Source organism: Clostridium cibarium (assembly GCF_014836335.1).
In the GTDB taxonomy this organism is placed as follows: domain Bacteria; phylum Bacillota; class Clostridia; order Clostridiales; family Clostridiaceae; genus Clostridium; species Clostridium cibarium.
This window is the reverse complement of the sequence record NZ_JACSRA010000013.1, coordinates 1-22,136: the sequence shown is the minus strand read 5'-3', so window position 1 is coordinate 22,136 and position 22,136 is coordinate 1. Positions and strand designations below refer to the sequence as shown.

Below are 22,136 nucleotides of genomic sequence, written 5' to 3'. Positions count from 1 at the left end.
TACTATCCTTTCTAAAATTGTACAAGTCATCTAATTTTTGACCATTGAGTTTATTATATTACAGTAATAAAATATTATCAATAATTTGAAATTAAGGAAGGGGTTTATACAATGAGGAAAAATAATACAAAATCGTTTCTGATGCTCTTTGCTAATATCACGCTAGCGTTTTTTATCAGTATTACAATGCTGGTTCCTTTTCAGGCAAAGGCAGTAAATTATGCAGCTCCAGTTATTGCTGATTGGAAAACAACATATCAGACTATGGATGGTGTAGGATCAGCCTATGCATATACTGCTTCCAGCATGCTTATACAGTTAGCTACAGCAGGTAAACAAGAAACAGTTAATCATCTGCTTAACTTGGCGTTTAGTGAAAAGAATGGAACTGGGCATGATATTGTACGAGTTATTATTGGCAATGGTGGTGTTACTGCTAGTGGGACTTCGCAAAGTAGTCCGGGGTTTAATCCAAAGACAGGTTTGAGGGTTGACATAAGCAAACCTGGTTATGACGTGGGTGGAAACCCAATTCCTGTGAATGGAACAGCTGGTTTGTATGGTTATAAGATGATGAAAGCATCAAATCGTTTCTACGATGGTCAAACTGATACAATTTGGCCAAATGAACCTGAACATAAAACTGGCACTATGGTTCCTGTAAAGGATTTCGCTTGGGATTATGATAATTGGGACAAGTCTATAGCAAATGACAAAGGTGGCCCTGTAAATTGGATTAAGGAATCAGGAGATAAACCTGTAGTAATTAAGAGCAGTTCTCGTACTAGAAAAGAAATTTTTGATATAGACCAAGTGTGGACTATGAAACAAGCAATGAAGTATGGGGTACATACATTTTATGCATGTATGTGGGAGGCACCTTATTGGATGAGCAAGCCATCTTCATCTGGAAGCAATGTTCCAAGTAAGATAATACGTGATGATAAAGCTTCAGATGGTAAAAAAATCTACTATCAAGCATATGCAGATTATCTAGTCAATTATATTAAGGGCTATTGGGAGCAATGGGGAATTCCTATTACTAACATAAACCCATTTAATGAACCTGACCTTGAAGGTGCAAGTTCTTCATACATTAAGGAACTTATTGATGATTACATAGGTCCAACTTTAAAGAAAGCTGTACAACCAGGAGGTATGCTATATGGAATTAAGAACCCTGATGGTAAAGTGATTGATTTTCAACCAAAGTTATGTGCATTGGATGGAACTAACCTGGAGGCTACTTTGGATAGGGGGGCTGAGGTTTTTCCAGAACTAGATTCTAGTATCAACAAACATAAGTATCTCGATGTGGCTACTACCCATTTATATGGTTCAGTTGGCACTGGAACAGATGAAACTATACTAAAACATAATGCAGAAGGAAATAGCAATATTGCACTTAAACCTTATGACTACACAGTAGATGGTACAAAGTGGCCATCATACCTAAATGGATATAAGATCTGGCAAGCCGAGTTTATGAATCAGGATGTTAGTGATGGATCAGCAGGTGCATATACTCAGCGTTATGGTAATCAGAATATCAATGATGCTGTGCGATATGCATATCTTATGACAAATATGTTTACAAGCAATCCAGGTATTAATGCTTATCTATGGTGGATGACATGGGATAATAACGGTGCAAATGGTTCTGACCTAATTCGATTGGTAAATACAAACTCCCAACAATACGCTGGACATACTAGTACATTAACAGGCGAATATCAAATTTTCAAACGTTTTTATGGTTTTGGTCATTTTTCACGTTTTATGAATCCAGGGGACAAACGTTTTAGTGTGACACGTGAGCCAGGTGACAATTTAAATGTTGTTGGATTTAAGAGTTCAGATGATAAGGATTTTTCAATAACCATAACTAATTCTAACAATGATGATAGTATTAAACATCTAGAGTTTGCCTTGAAGGATTTTCCAGAGGGTACTAAGAGTGTAACAGTATTTCGTACTTCTGGTAGCGAAAATCAGAAGAAGCTTGCAAAGATTCCTGTGAAGAATGGTAAGTTTATCATAGATATTCCATCAGCAAGTATTGTTACAATAGTACCATCTGAAGGCAGATATGCTACTTTTAATGGTCTTGACAGTGAACGCGATATTTTCTCTACTTTTGAAGCTGAAGAAAACGATAACGGTATAATGGGAAATAAAGCTGGTAATGCTGGTCGTACTAAAGAAGCAGTTTCACTTGGAAATAGTGATTATCTTTCTTATAAAAATGTTAACTTTGCTGATGGCTCTGCTAATGGTGGCGTCGTTCGTAGACACTTGCTATATCTAACTGCACTTTCACATGCAACATCAGGTAAGGGTGGAAGCTTACTCGCATACACATTGCCTGTTGGCACACATGTAGGAAGCGTTAGCGATATAACATCAAAAGGAAAACGAGTAGCTGAAATACTTGTGCCAGAAGGAACAAGTTATAGCAAATATCAAGCTAAGGTTGACACTGGTGATAATGGGGCTTATGGACATAAAGATCTTTATATTGTAGCTGCATTAGGTGGCTTACATGATAAGATTACAGTTGATCGCTTTTTATTTGGGGCTAACGATTCTGATTGGAGTGCTGATGCAAATAATTCAGTGGTAATTACAGAAGGAAACGTGCTAAAGAATGGTGATTTTGATACTACAACTGATTCAAATACTGATGGGTGGTCAGTAGGAAGATATAGCAAAGGAAAGTTTGAGCAGAATGTCACTGGACCTGCACTAAGTGCAAGCACAATCCAGAGCTATTCAGGACTTTCAAGATATCTAAAAAATAGTAATACTTCGAAAGTTGCTGGTTCTGCAAGGTTGGGAAATCGTACAAGTGCTAATGGGAAATATGATGGGATATGGCAAGATGTCACTGGTAAGATGACAAAAGGTGAGAGATACCATTTTAATGGTCAATTTCTTTCAATGAAGGATGGATCACTAGGTTATGAAGTTGCAGCTGAAAAACCAGGAGATGTTAAAGTTGCATTAGTATATTATGATGAAAACGGTAAGCAGTTAGGGATGACCAAAATTGGTGGACGTGATATGCCAAAACCACTTGCAGCACGTGAAGCTGGTGAAAGGGCTTGGTTTAATGGTAATACATTGTTAGGTTCTATTCTCGAAGGTGGCCCTCTTAGTATAAGTTCATTTCAACCTGTTAATGTGAGAGTGGCAAATTGGGCTGAATGTAATAATGAGGCTTTTGTATACGATGAGCCCAAGGGTACTACTAAGGTTATTTTGTCACTGTATTCTAAAGATGACAATATACTTTATGTGGATGAACTTTCAATTGTTCCAGCACCAAATCGTGATGCACTAAGAGATGCACTTAGGAAGTATAAAGGTAAAAATAGCAGCCTTGTTAATGAGAGTGAGGAAGCGTTAATAAGTAGTAGTATAACTCAAAGAAAAGTTACAGAATTGATGGAAGCACTAAAGTAGAAGAAACAGTAAAAATAGAAATGTAAGAGATGTTTAGACAGCTAATAAATTTTTCGTTAGATAAGAAAAAATATAGAGAAAGAAGGAAATATTATGAGAAACAATGAAAGAATAACTCATGAGTGTGCATTAGAGAAAGCAAAAGAATTAGTAGCTAAAATGACTCTTCAAGAAAGAGCAGAGCAATTAACATATAAGGCACCAGCTATAAAACATTTAAATATACCAAGATATAATTGGTGGAATGAAGGGCTTCATGGTGTAGCAAGGGCAGGCACAGCAACCGTATTTCCTCAAGCTATTGGATTAGCTGCCATGTTTGATGATGAGCTATTAAAAGAAATTGCAAAAATTATAGCAACTGAAGGGCGTGCCAAATATAATGAGAATTCTAAGAAAGGTGATAGAGATATTTATAAAGGGTTGACATATTGGTCTCCTAATATAAACATTTTCCGAGATCCAAGATGGGGACGTGGGCATGAAACTTATGGTGAAGATCCATATTTAACTTCTAGGTTAGGAGTGGCCTTTGTCAAAGGATTACAAGGTGATGGAAAGTATTTAAAAATAGCAGCATGTGCTAAACACTTTGCAGTGCACAGTGGACCAGAAGGCTTAAGGCATGAATTTAATGCTGTTGTAAGTAAAAAAGATTTGTTTGAAACTTATTTACCAGCTTTTGAAGCTTGCATAAAAGAAGCTGACGTTGAAGCTGTAATGGGGGCTTATAATCGTACAAATGATGAACCTTGTTGTGGAAGTAAACTTTTATTAAAGGATATTTTAAGAGGAAAATGGCAATTTAAAGGACATGTAGTATCTGACTGCTGGGCTATTGCAGATTTTCATCTATATCATAAGGTTACAAGCACTGCTACTGAATCAGCGGCTCTTGCAATAAAGAATGGTTGTGATTTAAATTGTGGAAATGTATATCTTCAAATGTTATTAGCATATAAGGAAGGTTTAGTATCAGAAGAGGATATAACTACTGCTGCTGAAAGATTAATGGCAACAAGAGTTAGATTCGGTATGTTTGATGAAGAATGTGAGTATAACAAAATATCTTATGAGATGAATGATAGTAAGGAACATAATGAAATTTCATTAATAGCTTCAAGAAAATCTATAGTAATGTTAAAAAATAATGGAGTACTTCCATTAAATAAATCAAAATTGAAATCCATTGGAGTTATTGGACCAAACTCAAATAGTGAGTTAATGCTTAAGGGAAATTATTTTGGCACTGCTTCAAAGTACACTACAATACTAGAAGGAATTCATGAAGCTGTAGATTCAGATGATATAAGGGTATTTTATTCAGAAGGTTGCCATCTATACAAAGATAGAGTTTCAGATTTAGCAGAAGCAGATGATAGAATGGCTGAAGCAGTTACTGTTGCAGAACATAGCGATGTAGTTATTCTTTGTTTAGGCTTAGATTCTTCAATTGAAGGAGAACAAGGAGATGCTAGTAATAGTGATGGTGCTGGAGATAAATTAAACTTAAATTTACCTGGAAGACAACAAGAATTGCTTGAAAAAGTAATTGCAACTGGCAAACCTGTAATAGTAGTGCTTGGAGCTGGAAGTGCATTAACTCTTCAAGGGCAAGAAGAAAACTGTGCTGCTATTTTAGATGTATGGTATCCAGGTAGTCATGGTGGTAGAGCTTTGGCTGATATACTATTTGGGAAATGTTCACCAAGTGGTAAATTACCTGTAACTTTCTATAAAACTATTGAAGAATTACCAGAGTTTACAGATTACTCTATGAAGGGTAGAACTTATCGTTATATGAAGAATGAAAGTCTATATCCATTTGGTTATGGATTAACTTATTCATCTGTTGAATTATCTGATTTAGTAGTATCTAATATTCATAAAAATTTTGATAGCGTTAATGTAAGTCTTAAAATATCTAATACAGGAAATTTTGATATAGAGGAAGTAGTTCAATGTTATGTAAAGGACCTTGAATCACAGTTTGCAGTTGATAATTATAGTTTATCAGGATTTAAACGTGTTGAGCTTAAAAAAGGGGAAAGTAAAACAGTATCAATCAAAATAGATAAAAAATCTTTTGAAGCTGTAAATGATAAAGGTGAAAGAATTCTTGATAGCAAGAAGTTTAAGTTGTTTGTTGGTATATCACAACCAGACAGTAGAAGTATCAGGCTTATAGGAATTACTCCGCTAGAAGCTGATATTGAAGTAGTATAAAATCTATTAAATTTAAATACGAAATTGAAAAGAGGAAACACTATTATGGAAATGACATTAAGATGGTTTGGAAAAGAAGCAGATTCAGTGACACTAGAGCAAATTAGGCAAATTCCAGGAGTAGCAGGTGTTGTTACTACTTTATATGATACAATGCCTGGAGAAGTATGGTCAAAGGAAAGAATTAAAGCTATGAAGGCAGAAGTAGAAGCTGTTGGGCTTAAGCTTTCGGGGATAGAAAGTGTTAATATTCATGATTCAATAAAGGTAGGTACATCAGATAGAGATAAATACATTGAAAATTATATCAAAACATTGGAGGGCCTTGGACAAGAGGGGATTAATGTCGTTTGCTATAATTTTATGCCAGTATTTGATTGGACAAGGTCTGATCTTGCAAAGGTAAGACCAGATGGATCAACAGTATTATCTTACGACCAAGAAATTATAGATAAAATAAATCCTGAAAACTTATTATCATCAATGGATTCAAAAGCTAATGGCTTTGAATTACCAGGATGGGAACCAGAGCGTATGGCCAGAATAAAAGAATTATTTGAAATGTATAAAGATGTAGATGATGAAAAGTTATTTAATAATTTAAGGTATTTCTTAGAAGCAATTATGCCAACGTGCGAAAAATACAATATAAAAATGGCAATACATCCAGATGATCCAGCTTGGCCAGTATTCGGACTCCCAAGAATTATGACTTGCAAGGAAAATTTACTAAAATTAGTAACAATGGTAGATAGTCCTTGCAATGGGGTTACATTATGTACAGGGTCACTAGGCTCTAACATAAATAATGATATTCCTGATATTATAAGGTCTCTAAAAGGAAAAATTCACTTTGCACATGTTAGAAATATTAAACATATTGCTCCGGGTAAATTTGATGAAGCTGCACATTTATCATCAGATGGATCTCTAGACATGTATGAAATTATGAAAGCATTATATGAAATTGGATTTAAAGGAATTGTAAGACCAGATCATGGACGTGCTATCTGGGGAGAAGTAGCCATGCCTGGATATGGGCTTTATGATAGAGCACTTGGAGTAACATATTTAAACGGAATATTAGAAAGCTTGAAAAAATCAAATAAAAGTAGGTGAAAAAATGTTGGAGTTAAATAATGAGGGAATTAAAAGCAGAGAAGAATGGGAAAAAAGAGGCTTTAAGATTCCTAAATTTAATAGAGAAAAAGTTATAAAGGAGACAAAAGAAAATCCTACATGGATTCATTTTGGTGCAGGCAATATTTTCAGGTCATTTCCAGCTGCATTACAGCAAACTCTTTTAGATGAAGGAAAAACCAATAAAGGTATTATTGTAGCAGAAGGTTATGATTATGAGATTATTGAAAAAGTAAATAAAAAGCATGATGACTTAAGTGTAATGGTAATTTTAAAAGCTAATGGAACTGTTGAAAAAACTGTGATTGGAAGTATTACAGAATCCCTTGCATTAGATAGTGACAATGAAAAAGATTTTGAAAGATTAAAAGAGATTTTTAGAAAGACATCGCTGCAGATGGCTAGTTTTACTATTACTGAAAAGGGGTATAGCCTTATTGGAAAGAATGAAAACTTCATTCCAGAAGTAGAAGAAGATTTTAAAAATGGTCCTAAGAAACCTAAGAGTTATATAGGGAAAGTATCTGCATTATGCTATGAAAGATATCTTAATAATAGAATGCCAATTGCATTAGTGAGTATGGATAATTGTTCACATAATGGATCAAAATTATACAATGCTATTAATACCTTTGCAATGAAATGGGTTGATAATGGGAAAGCAGAGGAGGGATTTTTGAAATACATTAATAATGGCTGTAGTGTAACATTTCCTTGGACAATGATTGATAAAATTACACCACGACCAGATGATAGTGTAAAAAACATGCTTATAGAGAGTGGATTTTCAGATGTAGAACCTATTATAACTTCTAAAAATACTTATGTAGCTTCTTTTACAAATGCAGAGGAAGCAGAATATTTAGTAATTGAAGATTCATTTCCAAATGGTAGACCAAAACTTGAAGAGGTAGGTGTCAAATTTACTGATGGAAGTACAGTAGATCGTGTGGAAAAGATGAAAGTTTGTACATGCTTAAATCCACTACATACTGCATTAGCTGTATTTGGATGTTTACTATCTTATACTAGAATTTGTGAAGAAATGAAAGACCCGCAGTTAAGATCTTTAGTGGAGAATATTGCGTATTTAGAAGGATTACCAGTAGTTGTTGATCCTAAAATTATAAGTCCAAAAGATTTTATAGATGAAGTTTTAACTATTAGAATACCAAATCCATTTATGCCAGATACTCCACAAAGAATTGCCACAGATACTTCACAAAAACTGCCTATTCGCTTTGGAGAAACAATCAAGGCATATTTGAAAGATCCTAAATTAGAAGTAAGCCAATTGAAGTTTATTCCTATAGTTATAGCGGGGTGGTGTAGATATTTGCTAGGTGTTGATGACAATGGTAATAAATTTGAAATTAGTGATGATCCAATGCTATCTATACTTAGAGAACATCTTAAAGGAATTAAACTAGGACAAAAAGGACCATTTCATGAAGAATTGAAACCTATTCTTTCAAATGAAAAGATCTTTGGGTTAGATTTATATAAAGCAGATTTAGGAAGTTTAATAGAACTATGTTTTGAAGAAATGATAGATGGTAAGGGAGCAGTAAGAAGAACTTTGAAGAATTATTTATAATTTGCAAAAGGAAAGAAGAGGTGATGTTGATATGGTAAATAAAAAAAGTAAATTATATTCTTGTTGGCTAAGCCATAATAATATCAAAAATAGTAAATATAAAGAATATCTTGAAAATGTGTTGGTTTGTCATAGAAGTGAAGTTATAGATTCTGCATTATCAGAACTAAAAAGAGCATTTAAGCAAATAAGTGATAGCAAAAGAACACAGGTGTTTTATGAAAGTGAAGAAGATATTAAAGAGGTTAAATATATAAAACTAGAGAGAACACAAGACAAAACTTTAGTTAATGATGGATATAAAATAAACTGTAATGCAACTAATGGATGTATAAGTGTTTCAGCTAAGAATGATAATGGTATTCTTTATGGAGTATTTGCATTATTGAGTTTATTTGAACAAAACAAACAGCTGGAAGGAAAGGAAGTTATAGACAATCCGAGGAAAGATCTTAGACTAATAGATCATTGGGATAACATAGATGGGACTATTGAACGTGGATTTGCAGGGTGTTCTATACTATTTGAAAGCTGCCGTAATAAAGAGATTATGAAAGCTGTTATGGATGAAATAGGTGGTATTACAGCAGCTAGACCAGGGCTAAGAAAGGCATTTAATGATGATTATAAGGTAGCTTCGGATTTAGATAGAATTAATGATTATGCGAGAATGCTTTCTTCCATTGGAATTAATGGAGTAATTATAAATAACACAAATGTCCATGAAGCAGAAACTTATTTAATAGATAACAAAGCTGATATTGTAAAAACTATAAGCTACATATTTAACAGATGGGGAATTAAAACTTATTTAAGTATAAATTTTGCAGCACCAATTACCTTAAAGGACTTAGAAACTTGTGATCCTTTGGATGCGAGGGTAAAAAAGTGGTGGAAGAAAAGAGTTCAATATGTGTATAGTGTAATTCCAAACTTAGGAGGCTTTATGGTAAAGGCTGATTCAGAGGGTAGGCCAGGACCATTTTCTTATGGACGTAATCATGCAGATGGGGCCAACATGCTTGGGAAAGCACTAGCACCATTTGGAGGAATATTAATATGGAGATGCTTTGTATATAACTGTAAGCAAGACTGGAGAGATTATTCAATAGATAGAGCTAAGGCTGCATTTGACTGTTTTGAGCCATTAGATGGACAATTTTTAGATAATGTATACTTACAAATTAAAAACGGACCTATGGATTTTCAAGTTAGAGAACCAATATCGCCACTATTTGGAGCAATGGATAAAACTAACAAGTTAATGGAATTTCAAATAACTCAAGAATACACAGGTCAGCAAAAACATGTATGCTTTTTAATTCCCTTATGGAAAGAAGCATTAAGTTCTCCAACATATGCAAATGGAAATGAAAGTAGTGTTGCTAAAAGAATTAATGGAATAGCTGCAATAGTCAATGTAGGTGATGATGAAAATTGGACAGGACATTTTTTAGCTCAAGCAAATCTTTATGGATATGGCAGACTTGCATGGAATAGTGAAATGACAAGTGAAGAAATTGCAGAGGAATGGATTAATCTTACCTTTGGTGATAATCCGATAGTTATAGAAAATGTAATGGAGATATTAATGAATTCTTGGAAAGCATATGAAAATTATACAGCTCCGCTTGGTATAGGCTGGATGGTAGCAACAGGACATCACTATGGTCCAGATGTAGATGGATATGAGTTTTCACCTTGGGGAACATACCATAGAGCAGATATTAGAGGGATTGGAATTGATCGGACTATAGAAAGCGGGACAGGTTATGTAGGACAATACAATGAGCCACTCAAAAGTCAATATGATAATTTAGAAACCTGTCCAGATGAGGTGTTGTTATTTTTTCACCATGTTCCTTATACTCATCTATTGAAATCAGGTAAAACTGTAATTCAGCATATTTATGATACACATTTTGAAGGCTACGAGGAAGTGGAAAATTTTGTCGATAGGTGGAGAAAACTAGAAGGTATTATAGATGAAAAAGTATATGAGGAAGTTCTTGAACGACTTAGTATTCAATTAGGAAGTGCTAGAGATTGGAGAGATCAGGTTAATACGTATTTTTATAGGATGTCGGGGATAGAGGATGAAAAGGAAAGAAATATATATTAATGATTAAATGAAGGAAGTTGATAAATATGAAGGGTGAAGAGGATATGCCTTTATCATGTATTATAAGTGATGGTATGGTGCTTCAAAGAGGAAAGCAAACAAAGGTTTATGGAAAAACAAATAAAAAAGAAAAATTAACAATTGAATTTTTAGGAAAAACATATGAAACTACTGCGAACGAAGAAGGAATGTGGGAAATACTCTTGGAAGATCTAGAAGCTGGTGGGCCATATGAAATGACCATTATAGAAAGAGGAAAAAGAGGAACTATTAAAGATATATTAATAGGAGATGTTTGGCTTTGTAGTGGACAATCAAATATGGAACTGCCTTGTAGAAGAGTTATGGATCTATTTGAAGATGAAATATTAAGTTATTCAAATCCTAATATTCGTCAGTTTTTACCTAAACAAACATATAATTTTCATGGTCCAAAAGAAGAGTTGGAGTGTAACAGTCCATGGACATCAGTTACCCCTGATACTGCATTAGACTTTACTGCAGTGGGATATTTTTTTGCAAAAGAATTATATGAAAAATATAAAATTCCAATAGGATTAATTTCAGCAGGAGTAGGGGGAACTCCAGTTGAAGCATGGATTAGTGAAAAGTCACTAGAGGATTTTCCAAAACTTAAGAACTTATTACATGAGTGCAAAGATGATTCCTATGTAGAAAAAGTAAAGAAGGATGATGAGAAAAGAATTAGCAATTGGTATGAGTTTATAGATTTAATTGATGAAGGTTATAAAGATGAAAGCAAGAGATGGTATGGTGAAAGCTTAGATGATTCAGAGTGGAATGAGTTCTTTATACCACAGAGCTTTGAAGGTACAGAATTAGAAAAAATCAATGGTTCGATCTGGTTTAGAAAGGAAATTGATATACCAAAGTCAATGATAGATATGCCAGCTAGAATATATTTTGGAGCAATTGTAGACGCTGATTTTATATATATTAATGGAAAATTAGTTGGAAACACAGATTATAGATATCCACCACGCAAATACGATATTCCAAGTGGAGTATTGAAGGAAGGTAAAAATATTATTGCCATACGTGTCTTCAGTAAAATTAATATTGGTGGATTTATTAAAGATAAGGCTTATAAAATAATTGCAAAAGGTGAAGAGATAAAACTAGATGGAAATTGGAAATATAGAGTAGGATGCAAGATGGAACCTTTAGAGGATCAGACATTCTTTCAATATAAGCCTACAGGGTTATATAATGGATTAATTTCACCATTAAGGCATTATACAATTAAAGGAGTTATATGGTATCAAGGAGAGTCTAATACTTGTGATACAAAAGGTTATGAAGAGCTATTTACAAGATTGATAAAAGAATGGAGAAGTGCTTGGAACATAGGAGAATTCCCATTTTTGTTTGTTCAACTTGCAAATTTCTTAGAGCCTTCTAAGGAATACAGTGAAAATTGGGCTAAGATAAGAGATTTACAAAGAAGAGCTTTAAAAGTAAATAATACTGCCATGGTAGTTTCAATTGATTTAGGAGAATATAATGATTTACATCCACAAAATAAAAAAGAAGTAGGAAGAAGACTTGCGCTTGCAGCTCAAAAAATAGCTTATGGAGAAGATGTAGTTTATAGTGGGCCTTTATATGAGAGTATGGAGGTTTTAGAAAATAAAATTTATTTAAATTTTTCAAATATAGGTAGCGGATTAATGATTAAGGAGAATAGTTTAAATCAATTTTTTATATGTGGAGAGGATAAAAACTATGTGCAAGCAAGTGCTGAAATAGAAGGAAATAGAGTAAAGGTTTATAACAAGAATATAAAAAATCCAATAGGTGTAAGATACTGCTGGGCAGATAATCCTACTAATGTTACTTTATACAATAAAGAAGGATTACCAGCATCTCCATTTACTGCAATATAGATAGAAAACAAAGTGATTTCAATATTTTGTTTAAAGTAGGGGAAATTCATATTTTAAACATACTTAAGAAAACGTTTTAATACAAAACGCAATAGGTACAAGTAAGATTATTATGAGTGAGTTTCTATATTGTAATTAAATACTACAATAATTAATATTTAGGAAAGAAGGAAAATTGAATGTTTAAAAGTAGGAAAGAGAAAAAAATTACTCTGTTAACAGGTTTAGGATATGGATTAACTGATGTTATGGGAGGGAGCTCTGGAATGCTCATAGGGGCCTATCTTATGTATTTCTATACTACCTTTGTTGGCTTAAGCGCCATGGAAGCAGCAGCAATATTTGCATCTTCAAAACTTATTGACTCTGTAGTCAGTATTTGCATGGGGAATATTACCGACTATTTTTATCGTACAAAGCTTGGAAAAAAATTTGGACGTAGACGTTTCTTCCTTTTATTTGGAGCTCCATTAATGTTTGTTTATGGATTGCTATGGATTAATGGACTAAACTACTGGTTTTATTTCTGGACTTATGTCATTTTCGATATTCTTGCCAGTGTTGTTCTTATTCCATATGAAACATTACCTTCAGAAATGACTTCTGATTTTAATAAAAGGACAATATTGACTACAGGTAGAATGTTATGTTCTGGTTTTACTAGTTCTATTTGTACTATAGTTGGTGGTACATTAATTAAAATAATGGGGGAAAATAACCCTAATGCTTATTTTGTTCTTGGTTTCAGTTTTGCTACACTTTATGTTATATGTATATTGATTACTTATAACACTACTTGGGAAAGAGAATTAACAGCTGAGATGATTGAAGAGCAAAATATGAATAAGTCATTTAAAGGTATTTCTATTATAGAAATAGCAGGAAAAGTGGCTCATATAGTTAAAGAATATTTTTCAACTTTAAAAGTAAAAGCCTTTCGTCAGCATTTAATTATGTACTTATTTGCTGTAACAGCACAGGATATTATTGTAACTGTTTTTGTTTATTTTATTGTTTTCAATTTAGGTTCTACTGCTTCTTTTGCTTCGAGTTTATTATCAATAAATCTTATTGGGGTACCATTAACTTTAGTGTGGGGAATGCTTTTTGTTAAAGTTGGACCAGCTAATCTATTAAAATTCTGCTATATAACAGTTATTATAGGTATTTTAGGATATTGTGGAATTTATGTTCTGCATTTAACAGATAGTACACTAATTATTGCACTTATTGTTGTTTCATTTGTATTTCAAGCGGGAAAATCTTGTGTATATTTTACGCCATGGAACGTATTTCCGTTTATTCCTGATGTAGATGAAATAATGACAGGAAAGAGGCGTGAAGGACTTTTTGCTGCGGTGATGACTTTCTTAAGAAAAGCAACAAGCGGGATTGCAGCAATTATTATTGGAATTATGCTTGAATCAGCAGGTTTAGTTAAAGATGCAACTGTTCAACCATTGGTAGTACAACATGCTATTGTATTAACTTTGTTAATTGGAGGTGGGGGGTTAACTTTAATTTCATTGTTAGTAGCTTTTAGATTTAAACTTAATACTTCTACTCATAAAATATTAATCAATGAAATTCAAAGGCTAAAAAATAATGGATTAAAAAAGGATGCAGATGCTAAAACAAAAGATGTTGTTGAGCATTTAACAGGTATAAGATATGAAAAAGTATGGCCTGCAGTTGCAAATGAAGTAAATGGCAGTACAAATGGGGAGAATTTATTAATTTAGTTTATTTGTAAATAATATCAATGAGAGGATACAACTAATTGAGGAGTGTATCCTCTCATTATTATATCTACATACAAAATCTTAAAGGTTATAAATCATATAATTTGAATATATAAATGATTTATAACCTTAATAATTAAGAGGAATATATATACTAAACTATTGACAAGCACAAAAAATAGAATTAAAATTAGTTAGAAATCTAACAAAAACATAGGAGTACAAAGATGGATGGAGAATTTCATATTGGGAAAAAAATAAATATATTAGCTAGAAGAATCCATAGAAGAATAGAGAAAGAAACTGCTCAATATGGGATAACAAGTGTTCAAGGCAGAATAATGGGATTTATATATAATAAATCTAAGGAAAAGGACATATTCCAAAAAGATATAGAAGAAGAGCTAGATATTAGACGTTCTTCAGTAACTAGTGTACTTCAACTTATGGAGAAAAATGGATTTATAGAAAGAGTAAGTGTTTCAAAAGATGCAAGACTTAAGAAGATAATACTTACACAAAAAGGTGTAGATATTCATATGAATGTTTTTGCTTTTATTATTCAAATAGAAAAATCACTAAGAGATGAACTAAGTGATGATGAACAAAAAACATTAATAAAATTAATTGATAGATTATCTGAAAAAGTTGCGGATTAGATGCAATTTTTTTTTGGAAAATTATTAGTTAGAAGTCTAACAAAAAGGGAGGAAAATTATGATAAAAAGATTAGTAGGTTATGTAGCAAAATTTAAAAGAGATACTATTCTCACTCCAATATATGTTGCCTTAGAAGCAATAATGGAGACTATTATTCCACTATTAATGGCATGGATTATTGATAATGGAATAGGAAAAGGTGATATGAAGTATGTTTGCATTGTTGGGGGAGTAATGTTAATAGTATCATTTATATCTCTTACTTGTGGTGCATTATCAGGTAAACATGCAGCCAGTGCATCAACAGGTTTTGCAAGAAACTTAAGAAAAGGAATGTATTATAATATACAAAATTTCTCTTTTTCTAATATAGATAAATATTCTACAGCTGGACTTATAACAAGGCTTACCACAGATGTAACTAATGTTCAAAATGCTTTTCAAATGGTAATAAGAATACTTGTTAGAGCACCATTTATGCTGATCTCAGCTATGGCAATGAGTTTTTATATTAATGCAAAGATGTCTTCAATATTCCTAGGAGCTATAGTATTTTTAGGAGTTATATTATATTTTATTATGACTAAAGCTCATCCATATTTTATGGAGGTATTCAAAAAGTATGATGATTTAAATGCAAGTGTACAAGAAAATTTAACTGCAATTAGAGCTGTAAAAGCTTATGTGAGAGAAGAACATGAAACAGACAAGTTCTATAAAGCTTCAGAAGTACTATACAAATTCTTTATAAGAGCCGAAAAGTTAATAATAATTAACGGACCAGCAATGCAATTTGCAGTTTACACTTGTATTTTACTTTTATCTTGGCTTGGAGCAAAGAATATTGTTGCTAATTCAATGACAACTGGTGAACTTATGAGTTTATTTACTTATACAACAAATATCCTAATGAGCCTTATGATTATATCAATGGTATTTGTTATGGTAATTATGGCAAAGTCATCAGCAGAAAGAATTGTAGAAGTTTTAGATGAGAAAAGTGATTTAACAAATGGAGAAAATCCAATCTATGAAATAAAAGATGGATCTATTTCATTTAATAATGTTAATTTTAGTTATGCTAAAGATAAGGACAACCTAACTTTAGAAAATATCAACATAAAAATAAATTCAGGGGAAACTATAGGGATTATAGGAGGAACTGGTAGCTCAAAATCTACTTTTGTTCAGCTTATTCCAAGATTATATGATGTTACAGGAGGTTCTGTTGAAGTTTCAGGAATAGATGTTAGAAATTATGATATTGAAACTCTTAGAGATGAAGTTTCAATGGTATTACAAAAGAATGTATTATTCTCAGGGACAATAAAAGAAAATTTAAGATGGGGAAATAAAAATGCAACAGATGAAGAAATAATCATTGCTTGCAGGCAAGCTCAAGCAGAGGAATTTATAGAAAATCTTCCTCACAAATATGATACCTTTATAGAACAAGGTGGAACAAATGTATCAGGAGGACAAAAACAAAGACTCTGTATTGCAAGAGCACTTCTTAAGAAACCTAAAATATTAATTTTAGATGATTCTACAAGTGCAGTAGATACTAAGACAGATGCTTTAATTAGAAAAGCATTTAAAGAATCAATTCCTGATACTACAAAACTAATAATTGCTCAACGTATATCCTCAGTACAAGATGCTAATAGGATTATTGTGTTAGATGATGGAAAAATAAATGGATTTGGAACTCATGAAGAATTATTGGAATCAAATGATATATACAGAGAAGTTTATGAATCACAAGTGAAAGGAGCTGATAATGATGGGTCAAAATAATGGAGTAAAACCAAGAGAAATCCATGGACGTGGGGTACGTAGACCTGTAAAAGCTAATAAAAATTCTTTAAAAGTGTTAAAAAGATTATTAGCTTATGTCCTTAAAGAATATAAATTATTATTTTTTATTGTGTTAATAATGATAATTATAAGTTCTCTTGCCAATGTTGTAGGAACATTATTTTTGAGAAATTTAATAGATGATTATATAACACCACTTTTAGGTAAGGCTTCGCCTAATTTTGGACCACTATTTAAAATGATAGTTACTATGGCTGTAATTTATTATGTTGGAGTTTTATCAACTTATGCATATAGCCGTGTTATGATTCTTATATCTCAAGGATCACTAAAAAAGATAAGGGATGATATGTTTTCACATATGGAAACACTGCCTATAAAGTACTTTGATATACATGCTCATGGGGATATAATGAGTCTTTATACCAATGATACAGATGCGTTAAGGCAAATGATTAGCCAAGGTATACCACAACTATTATCAGCTATAATAACAGTTGTTAGTATATTTATTTCTATGATATTTTTAAGCTTGCCATTAGTAGGTGTAGAAATTTTAATCATAATATTAATGTTTTATGTAACTAAATCAATTGGAGCAAAAAGTGGAAAGTATTTCGGGCTTCAACAAAAAGATTTAGGTGCAGTAAATGGATATATAGAAGAAATGATGGAAGGACAAAAGGTTGTAAAAGTTTTTTGTCATGAAGAAGAAGCAAAGGCAAATTTTGATAAATTAAATGATATGCTTATGAATAGTGCAAACAATGCAAATAAATATGCTAATGTTTTAATGCCTATTATGGGTAACATAGGTTATATAAATTATGTGCTTGTTGCTATTATAGGTGCTATTCTTGCCATTGGTTCAATAGGGAGCTTTACTCTTGGAGCACTTGCGTCGTTCTTACAATTAACAAGAACTTTTAGCCAAACAATAAATCAAATGTCTCAACAATTTAACTTTGTAATTATGGCTTTAGCAGGAGCAGAACGTATATTTAGGCTTCTTGATGAAGAAAAAGAGATGGATGAAGGGTATGTAACTTTAGTTAATGCAAATGAAAATGAAAATGGAGAGTTAGTAGAGTCTGAAAAGCGTACTGGAATTTGGGCTTGGAAACATCCACATGAAGATGGTACCCTTACCTACACTAAGCTCCTTGGTGAAGTAGTATTTGATGATGTTGATTTTGGCTACAATGATGAAAAGATTATATTGCGCAATATAAAACTTTATGCAAAACAAGGCCAAAAGATAGCATTTGTAGGAGCTACAGGTGCAGGGAAAACTACTATCACTAATTTAATTAACCGTTTCTATGATATCCAGGATGGGAAAATAAGATATGATGGTATTAACATCAATAAGATTAAAAAAGATGATTTAAGAAGATCACTTGGAATAGTACTTCAAGATGCTCATCTATTTACAGGTACAGTTGCAGATAATATTAGATATGGTAGATTAGATGCAACTGATGAAGAAGTAGTTGAAGCAGCAAAACTTGCAAACGCTCATCAATTTATAAAACATTTACCAAAGGGATATGATACCATACTTACAGGTGATGGAGGAAATTTATCACAAGGACAAAGACAATTATTAACAATAGCTAGAGCTGCTATTGCAGATCCTCCAGTTTTAATACTTGATGAAGCTACATCTAGTATTGATACAAGAACAGAGAAAATTGTTCAAGATGGTATGGATAAACTTATGCATGGAAGAACAGTATTTGTAATTGCTCATAGACTTTCAACAATCAAAAATTCTGATGTAATTATGGTTTTAGAACAAGGTAGAATTATTGAAAGAGGAAATCATGATGATTTAATTGAACAAAAAGGAAAGTACTATCAATTATATACAGGAGCATTTGAATTATCATAAGATTTAGATAGAATTAAAATTAGGTATTTCAAGATGGTTGGAGAATCATCTTGAAATGCTTTTTTATTTATATTTTGAGTAATATATGCACAAAATAAAAAAATATTACATTTTATGAATTCCCATGATACAATATTAAAAAAATATATTTTTAGGAGGATTTAATAATGGGACTACTTGGTGGATTAATGGGAAATGCTTCTGAGGTTAACATTCAGGAAATTGAAAATGAATATGCTAATCTTTTAACACCTACAGAAAGAATAGAAAAGGCATATAAGTTAATAAGAGATATGTTCATATTCACAGATAAACGTCTTATATTAATAGACAAGCAAGGAGTTACTGGTAAAAAGACAGATTATCATTCAATTCCATATAAAAGTATTACACAATTTAGTATTGAAACAGCTGGGCATTTAGATCTAGATGCAGAACTTAAGATATGGGTTTCTAGTATGGCCCTTCCAATACAAAAACAATTTAATAAAAGTTTAAATATATATGAGCTACAAAGTGTATTGGCTTCATATGTTTTAAAATAAGCTATTAAGTTAATTAGGGGAAAATAGAAAGACAGCTTACTATTATAGATTTTTTATATAATAGAGGCTGTTATTTTTGTAAAGTAATATAATTTTTAGTATATGTGAAAAATTAAATATTAAGGATTTCTAAGAATTTAGTTAATGATGGATTTGAATTATCTTTATTCCAGACAGCAACAGTTTCTATATATTCTTCTTCTACATCAATGGGAATATACACTAAATTCATGAAGTTAGTATATGCCTTGATTGCATAGTCTGGGAGAACTGCTATTCCCATACCAGCGGAAACCATGAGTAGGATAGTTTCAACATCTCTTGACTGCTTAGCTATATTAGGCATGAATCCAACATTTATAGAATCATTAATAATAGAACTAGCTCCGTTATGTCTATTATTACGCATTTCATTTGCAATAAATAATTCATGTTTTAAATCAGACCTTTTAATAGATCTTTTATTAGCAAGATGATGGTCAGGATAAAGAACTACAATAAGAGGATGTTTTTCAATAACTTTATAATTAACATTATTATATTTTTCAATATGAAATTTAACGGCAAAAATTATATCATATCGTTGCCTATTTATTAAATCTGTATATAGTTTTGCAGTATTATCACGCACTAGAAATAAAGATATATTTGGAAAGAAAGTATGGAAAGATTGAATTAATCTAGAAAAGGAAGTTTGTTCATAACCTTTTACAAATCCAAGACTTAATGCCCCTGAGTATCCAGTAGATGCTATCTGAGTCCGTTCTAATGCTTCTTTTGTGTGTTTTATAAGTGATTCTGCTTCCTTAACAAAAATCCTTCCAGCAGAAGTTAATTCTACATGTCTATTTGTACGATTAAAGAGTTTTACATTAAGTTCTTTTTCTAAAGATTGTATTTGTTGAGTGACTGCGGTTTGTGAGATATAGTATTTTTCAGCAGCCCTGGTAAAGTTTAAATTTTCTGCAACAGCAAGAAAGTATTCTAATTGTCTTATGTTCATAAAATCACCGCCAATGATAAGTATATGTTTATTATAAGTCATTAAAATAGTATTGGCAAAGGCTGAAGAGAATACATATTGTAAAGAATTATCAAACTTAGATAAAGGTATTGTTAGACTAATACATAAATTACTTCTTAAAAAGGCTATTCTTTATTTTTATAAAAGTACTTTGATTATGTGGAGCAGTATATCTTTTCTTTGGATATTTATCTTCAACTGCTTTAATATATTTATCAATTATAGAATCTATATCACTGCATTCAGTTAATTTGAAGTATGCATATTGCTTCTTTTTTAGTGATTTTATATTATTACTGAAATAAGAATTCATCTTCATCCAGTTAAATTGTTTTCCTATAATTTTTTGATTAAAGCCAGTAGGAAAACTGCCAGGTTCAATTAATATTACAGGAATATTAACGCCTTTCAATTCTTTTAATTCTTCATTTAAAGAGGGGGCTATGGCTTCTAAAGCGAATTTTGTAGCACAATATGGAGATAAAAATGGAATAGGTGAAAGTCCAGCTAGTGAAGATAAGAAAATTATTCTGCCTTCTTTTCTAGTGAGCATTTGTTTTAAAACAAGTTGAGTTAACTCAATAGGACAAAATACATTAGTTTCAAATGTATCTTTGTAATTATTAATATCTATTTCAGCAACTGAACCAGAACTGCCAATAGCAGCATTATTTATTAAAACATCAACTCTAATGTTTGTTGCTTTCATTCTGTCATCTTTGGATAAAACATCTAATTTAAAGCTTTCAAGGGGTAGATTATATTTTTCACTTATGATATTTAATTCATTTGCTTGTTCTTCTGTATGGGTTGTTGCGTATACATAATGCCCTCTATTAGCTAAAGCGACTGCTGCTTCTCTTCCAAGTCCAGAACCACACCCAGTAATTAATATTTTTTTCATATTATCACCCTAATCTGTCTAAAATAAATGATTAAGATTTATTTTGTGCATCAATTTATAAATTATTCTATAAATATCAATAATAAGTATCTACTTATTATAAGTTATGAAAAATGTATTAGATAAGAATAGAATGAAGAATTATAATAAGTAGATGTGAATGATTATAAATCAAATACAATATACTATTTCCTTTTGAAGTTTATTAGTTAAACAGATTAGGACAAGTAAAAGAAGATGAAAATGTAAAAATAAATTTAGCAGGAGGTTTTTCTATATGACGAAGAAGGAGTTATCGAAAAGATATTTATTTTTTATTATTGGATTATTTATTAATGCATTAGGTGTGAGTTTTATCACAAAAGCAAGCTTGGGTACATCACCAATATCAAGCATTCCGTATACCCTTAGCAAAGGATTCTCACTTACAATGGGAGAGTTTACATTTATATTAAATATGTTCTTAATATTAGGACAAATTGTTATATTAAGAAAAGATTTTGAAAAAATACAACTTTTACAAATTCCAGTATCATTTCTATTTGCATTTTTTATTGATTTAACTATGGCTGGGCTGTCCTTTCTTAATCCTGCAGTATATGTTCAAAAAATTGCATATTTAATAATAGGATGTATAATACTTGCATTGGGTATTAGTATGGAAGTAATTGCTGATGTAGTTATGCTTTCAGGGGAAGCTTTTGTAAAAGCAATCTCAGAAGTTATGAAAAAGGAATTTGGTACTACCAAAATAGTATTTGATGGATCCCTGACTATAGGTGCATGTGTTATTTCTTTAGTTTTATTTCATAATATTGTAGGGGTTAGAGAAGGTACCATAATAGCGGCTTTAATTGTTGGACTTATGGCTAAGTTCTTTAATAAAAAACTTGAGTTTATTGGGGAAATGTTAAAGGAGAATTATGCTTTTGATGAAATCCAAGATGTTGAAGTTTAAGAATATAGCAGTTTTTAGCAGATATAGGGATAGTAGAGAAATTCAACTATCCCTATATTTATGTGTGCCCAGCATGGGCACGTACTAGTCGGTGAAAGTCCGATATGGGGGTTGATAGTGCCAACCATTAGCTT

The 22,136-nt window shown here is 31.8% G+C and carries 14 protein-coding genes; 12 read left to right on the top strand and 2 right to left on the bottom strand.

The window, feature by feature from the left end:
• Window positions 1-111 precede the first annotated feature (111 nt).
• The 11 genes from H9661_RS09635 (at window position 112) to H9661_RS09585 (ending at window position 19,116) form a co-directional block, all read left to right on the top strand.
• Window positions 112-3,465 (top strand): hypothetical protein, encoded by a 3,354-nt coding sequence (locus tag H9661_RS09635; protein ID WP_191768495.1) that lies wholly within the window; start codon window positions 112-114, stop codon window positions 3,463-3,465.
• Between the two features lie 93 nt (window positions 3,466-3,558).
• Window positions 3,559-5,691 carry a glycoside hydrolase family 3 C-terminal domain-containing protein gene (locus H9661_RS09630; RefSeq protein WP_191768493.1) on the top strand — a complete coding sequence of 711 codons (2,133 nt, stop codon included), beginning with the start codon at window positions 3,559-3,561 and terminating at the stop codon, window positions 5,689-5,691.
• A 45-nt stretch (window positions 5,692-5,736) separates the two neighbouring features.
• Entirely contained in the window at window positions 5,737-6,810 is a 1,074-nt protein-coding gene (gene uxuA / locus H9661_RS09625; protein WP_143316227.1) for a mannonate dehydratase, read from the top strand.
• Between the two features lie 4 nt (window positions 6,811-6,814).
• Entirely contained in the window at window positions 6,815-8,428 is a 1,614-nt protein-coding gene (locus H9661_RS09620; protein ID WP_279290156.1) for a mannitol dehydrogenase family protein, read from the top strand.
• A 31-nt stretch (window positions 8,429-8,459) separates the two neighbouring features.
• The gene (locus H9661_RS09615; protein ID WP_191768491.1) at window positions 8,460-10,550 is read left to right on the top strand and encodes an alpha-glucuronidase family glycosyl hydrolase; all 2,091 of its coding nucleotides are present in this window, start codon (window positions 8,460-8,462) and stop codon (window positions 10,548-10,550) included.
• 26 nt (window positions 10,551-10,576) lie between these two features.
• A complete protein-coding gene (locus H9661_RS09610; RefSeq protein ID WP_207706230.1) occupies window positions 10,577-12,457 on the top strand; it encodes a sialate O-acetylesterase in 1,881 nt (626 codons plus the stop codon).
• Between the two features lie 179 nt (window positions 12,458-12,636).
• Entirely contained in the window at window positions 12,637-14,199 is a 1,563-nt protein-coding gene (locus H9661_RS09605) for an MFS transporter (RefSeq protein WP_143316228.1), read from the top strand.
• Between the two features lie 227 nt (window positions 14,200-14,426).
• On the top strand, window positions 14,427-14,858 hold the full coding sequence (locus H9661_RS09600) for a MarR family winged helix-turn-helix transcriptional regulator (protein WP_143316229.1): 432 nt from the start codon (window positions 14,427-14,429) through the stop codon (window positions 14,856-14,858).
• Window positions 14,859-14,916: 58 nt separating this feature from the next.
• Window positions 14,917-16,656 carry an ABC transporter ATP-binding protein gene (locus tag H9661_RS09595; protein WP_191768489.1) on the top strand — a complete coding sequence of 580 codons (1,740 nt, stop codon included), beginning with the start codon at window positions 14,917-14,919 and terminating at the stop codon, window positions 16,654-16,656.
• The gene (locus tag H9661_RS09590) at window positions 16,643-18,571 is read left to right on the top strand and encodes an ABC transporter ATP-binding protein (RefSeq protein ID WP_191768577.1); all 1,929 of its coding nucleotides are present in this window, start codon (window positions 16,643-16,645) and stop codon (window positions 18,569-18,571) included. The genes H9661_RS09595 and H9661_RS09590 overlap by 14 nt, the downstream gene beginning before the upstream one ends.
• Before the next feature lie 167 nt (window positions 18,572-18,738).
• Window positions 18,739-19,116 carry a PH domain-containing protein gene (locus H9661_RS09585; RefSeq protein WP_191768486.1) on the top strand — a complete coding sequence of 126 codons (378 nt, stop codon included), beginning with the start codon at window positions 18,739-18,741 and terminating at the stop codon, window positions 19,114-19,116.
• Window positions 19,117-19,228: 112 nt separating this feature from the next.
• Here H9661_RS09585 and H9661_RS09580 read toward each other — a convergent pair whose 3' ends face one another.
• Both H9661_RS09580 and H9661_RS09575 read right to left on the bottom strand, forming a co-directional pair.
• Window positions 19,229-20,119 (bottom strand): LysR family transcriptional regulator, encoded by an 891-nt coding sequence (locus tag H9661_RS09580; protein ID WP_191768484.1) that lies wholly within the window; start codon window positions 20,117-20,119, stop codon window positions 19,229-19,231.
• A gap of 130 nt (window positions 20,120-20,249) precedes the next feature.
• Window positions 20,250-21,044, bottom strand: coding sequence for an SDR family NAD(P)-dependent oxidoreductase (locus H9661_RS09575; protein ID WP_143316234.1), 795 nt, complete (start codon window positions 21,042-21,044; stop codon window positions 20,250-20,252).
• 277 nt (window positions 21,045-21,321) lie between these two features.
• On the opposite strand from H9661_RS09575, the gene H9661_RS09570 reads away from it, so the two are divergent.
• On the top strand, window positions 21,322-22,002 hold the full coding sequence (locus H9661_RS09570) for a YczE/YyaS/YitT family protein (protein ID WP_143316235.1): 681 nt from the start codon (window positions 21,322-21,324) through the stop codon (window positions 22,000-22,002).
• The last annotated feature ends 134 nt before the right edge of the window (window positions 22,003-22,136 follow it).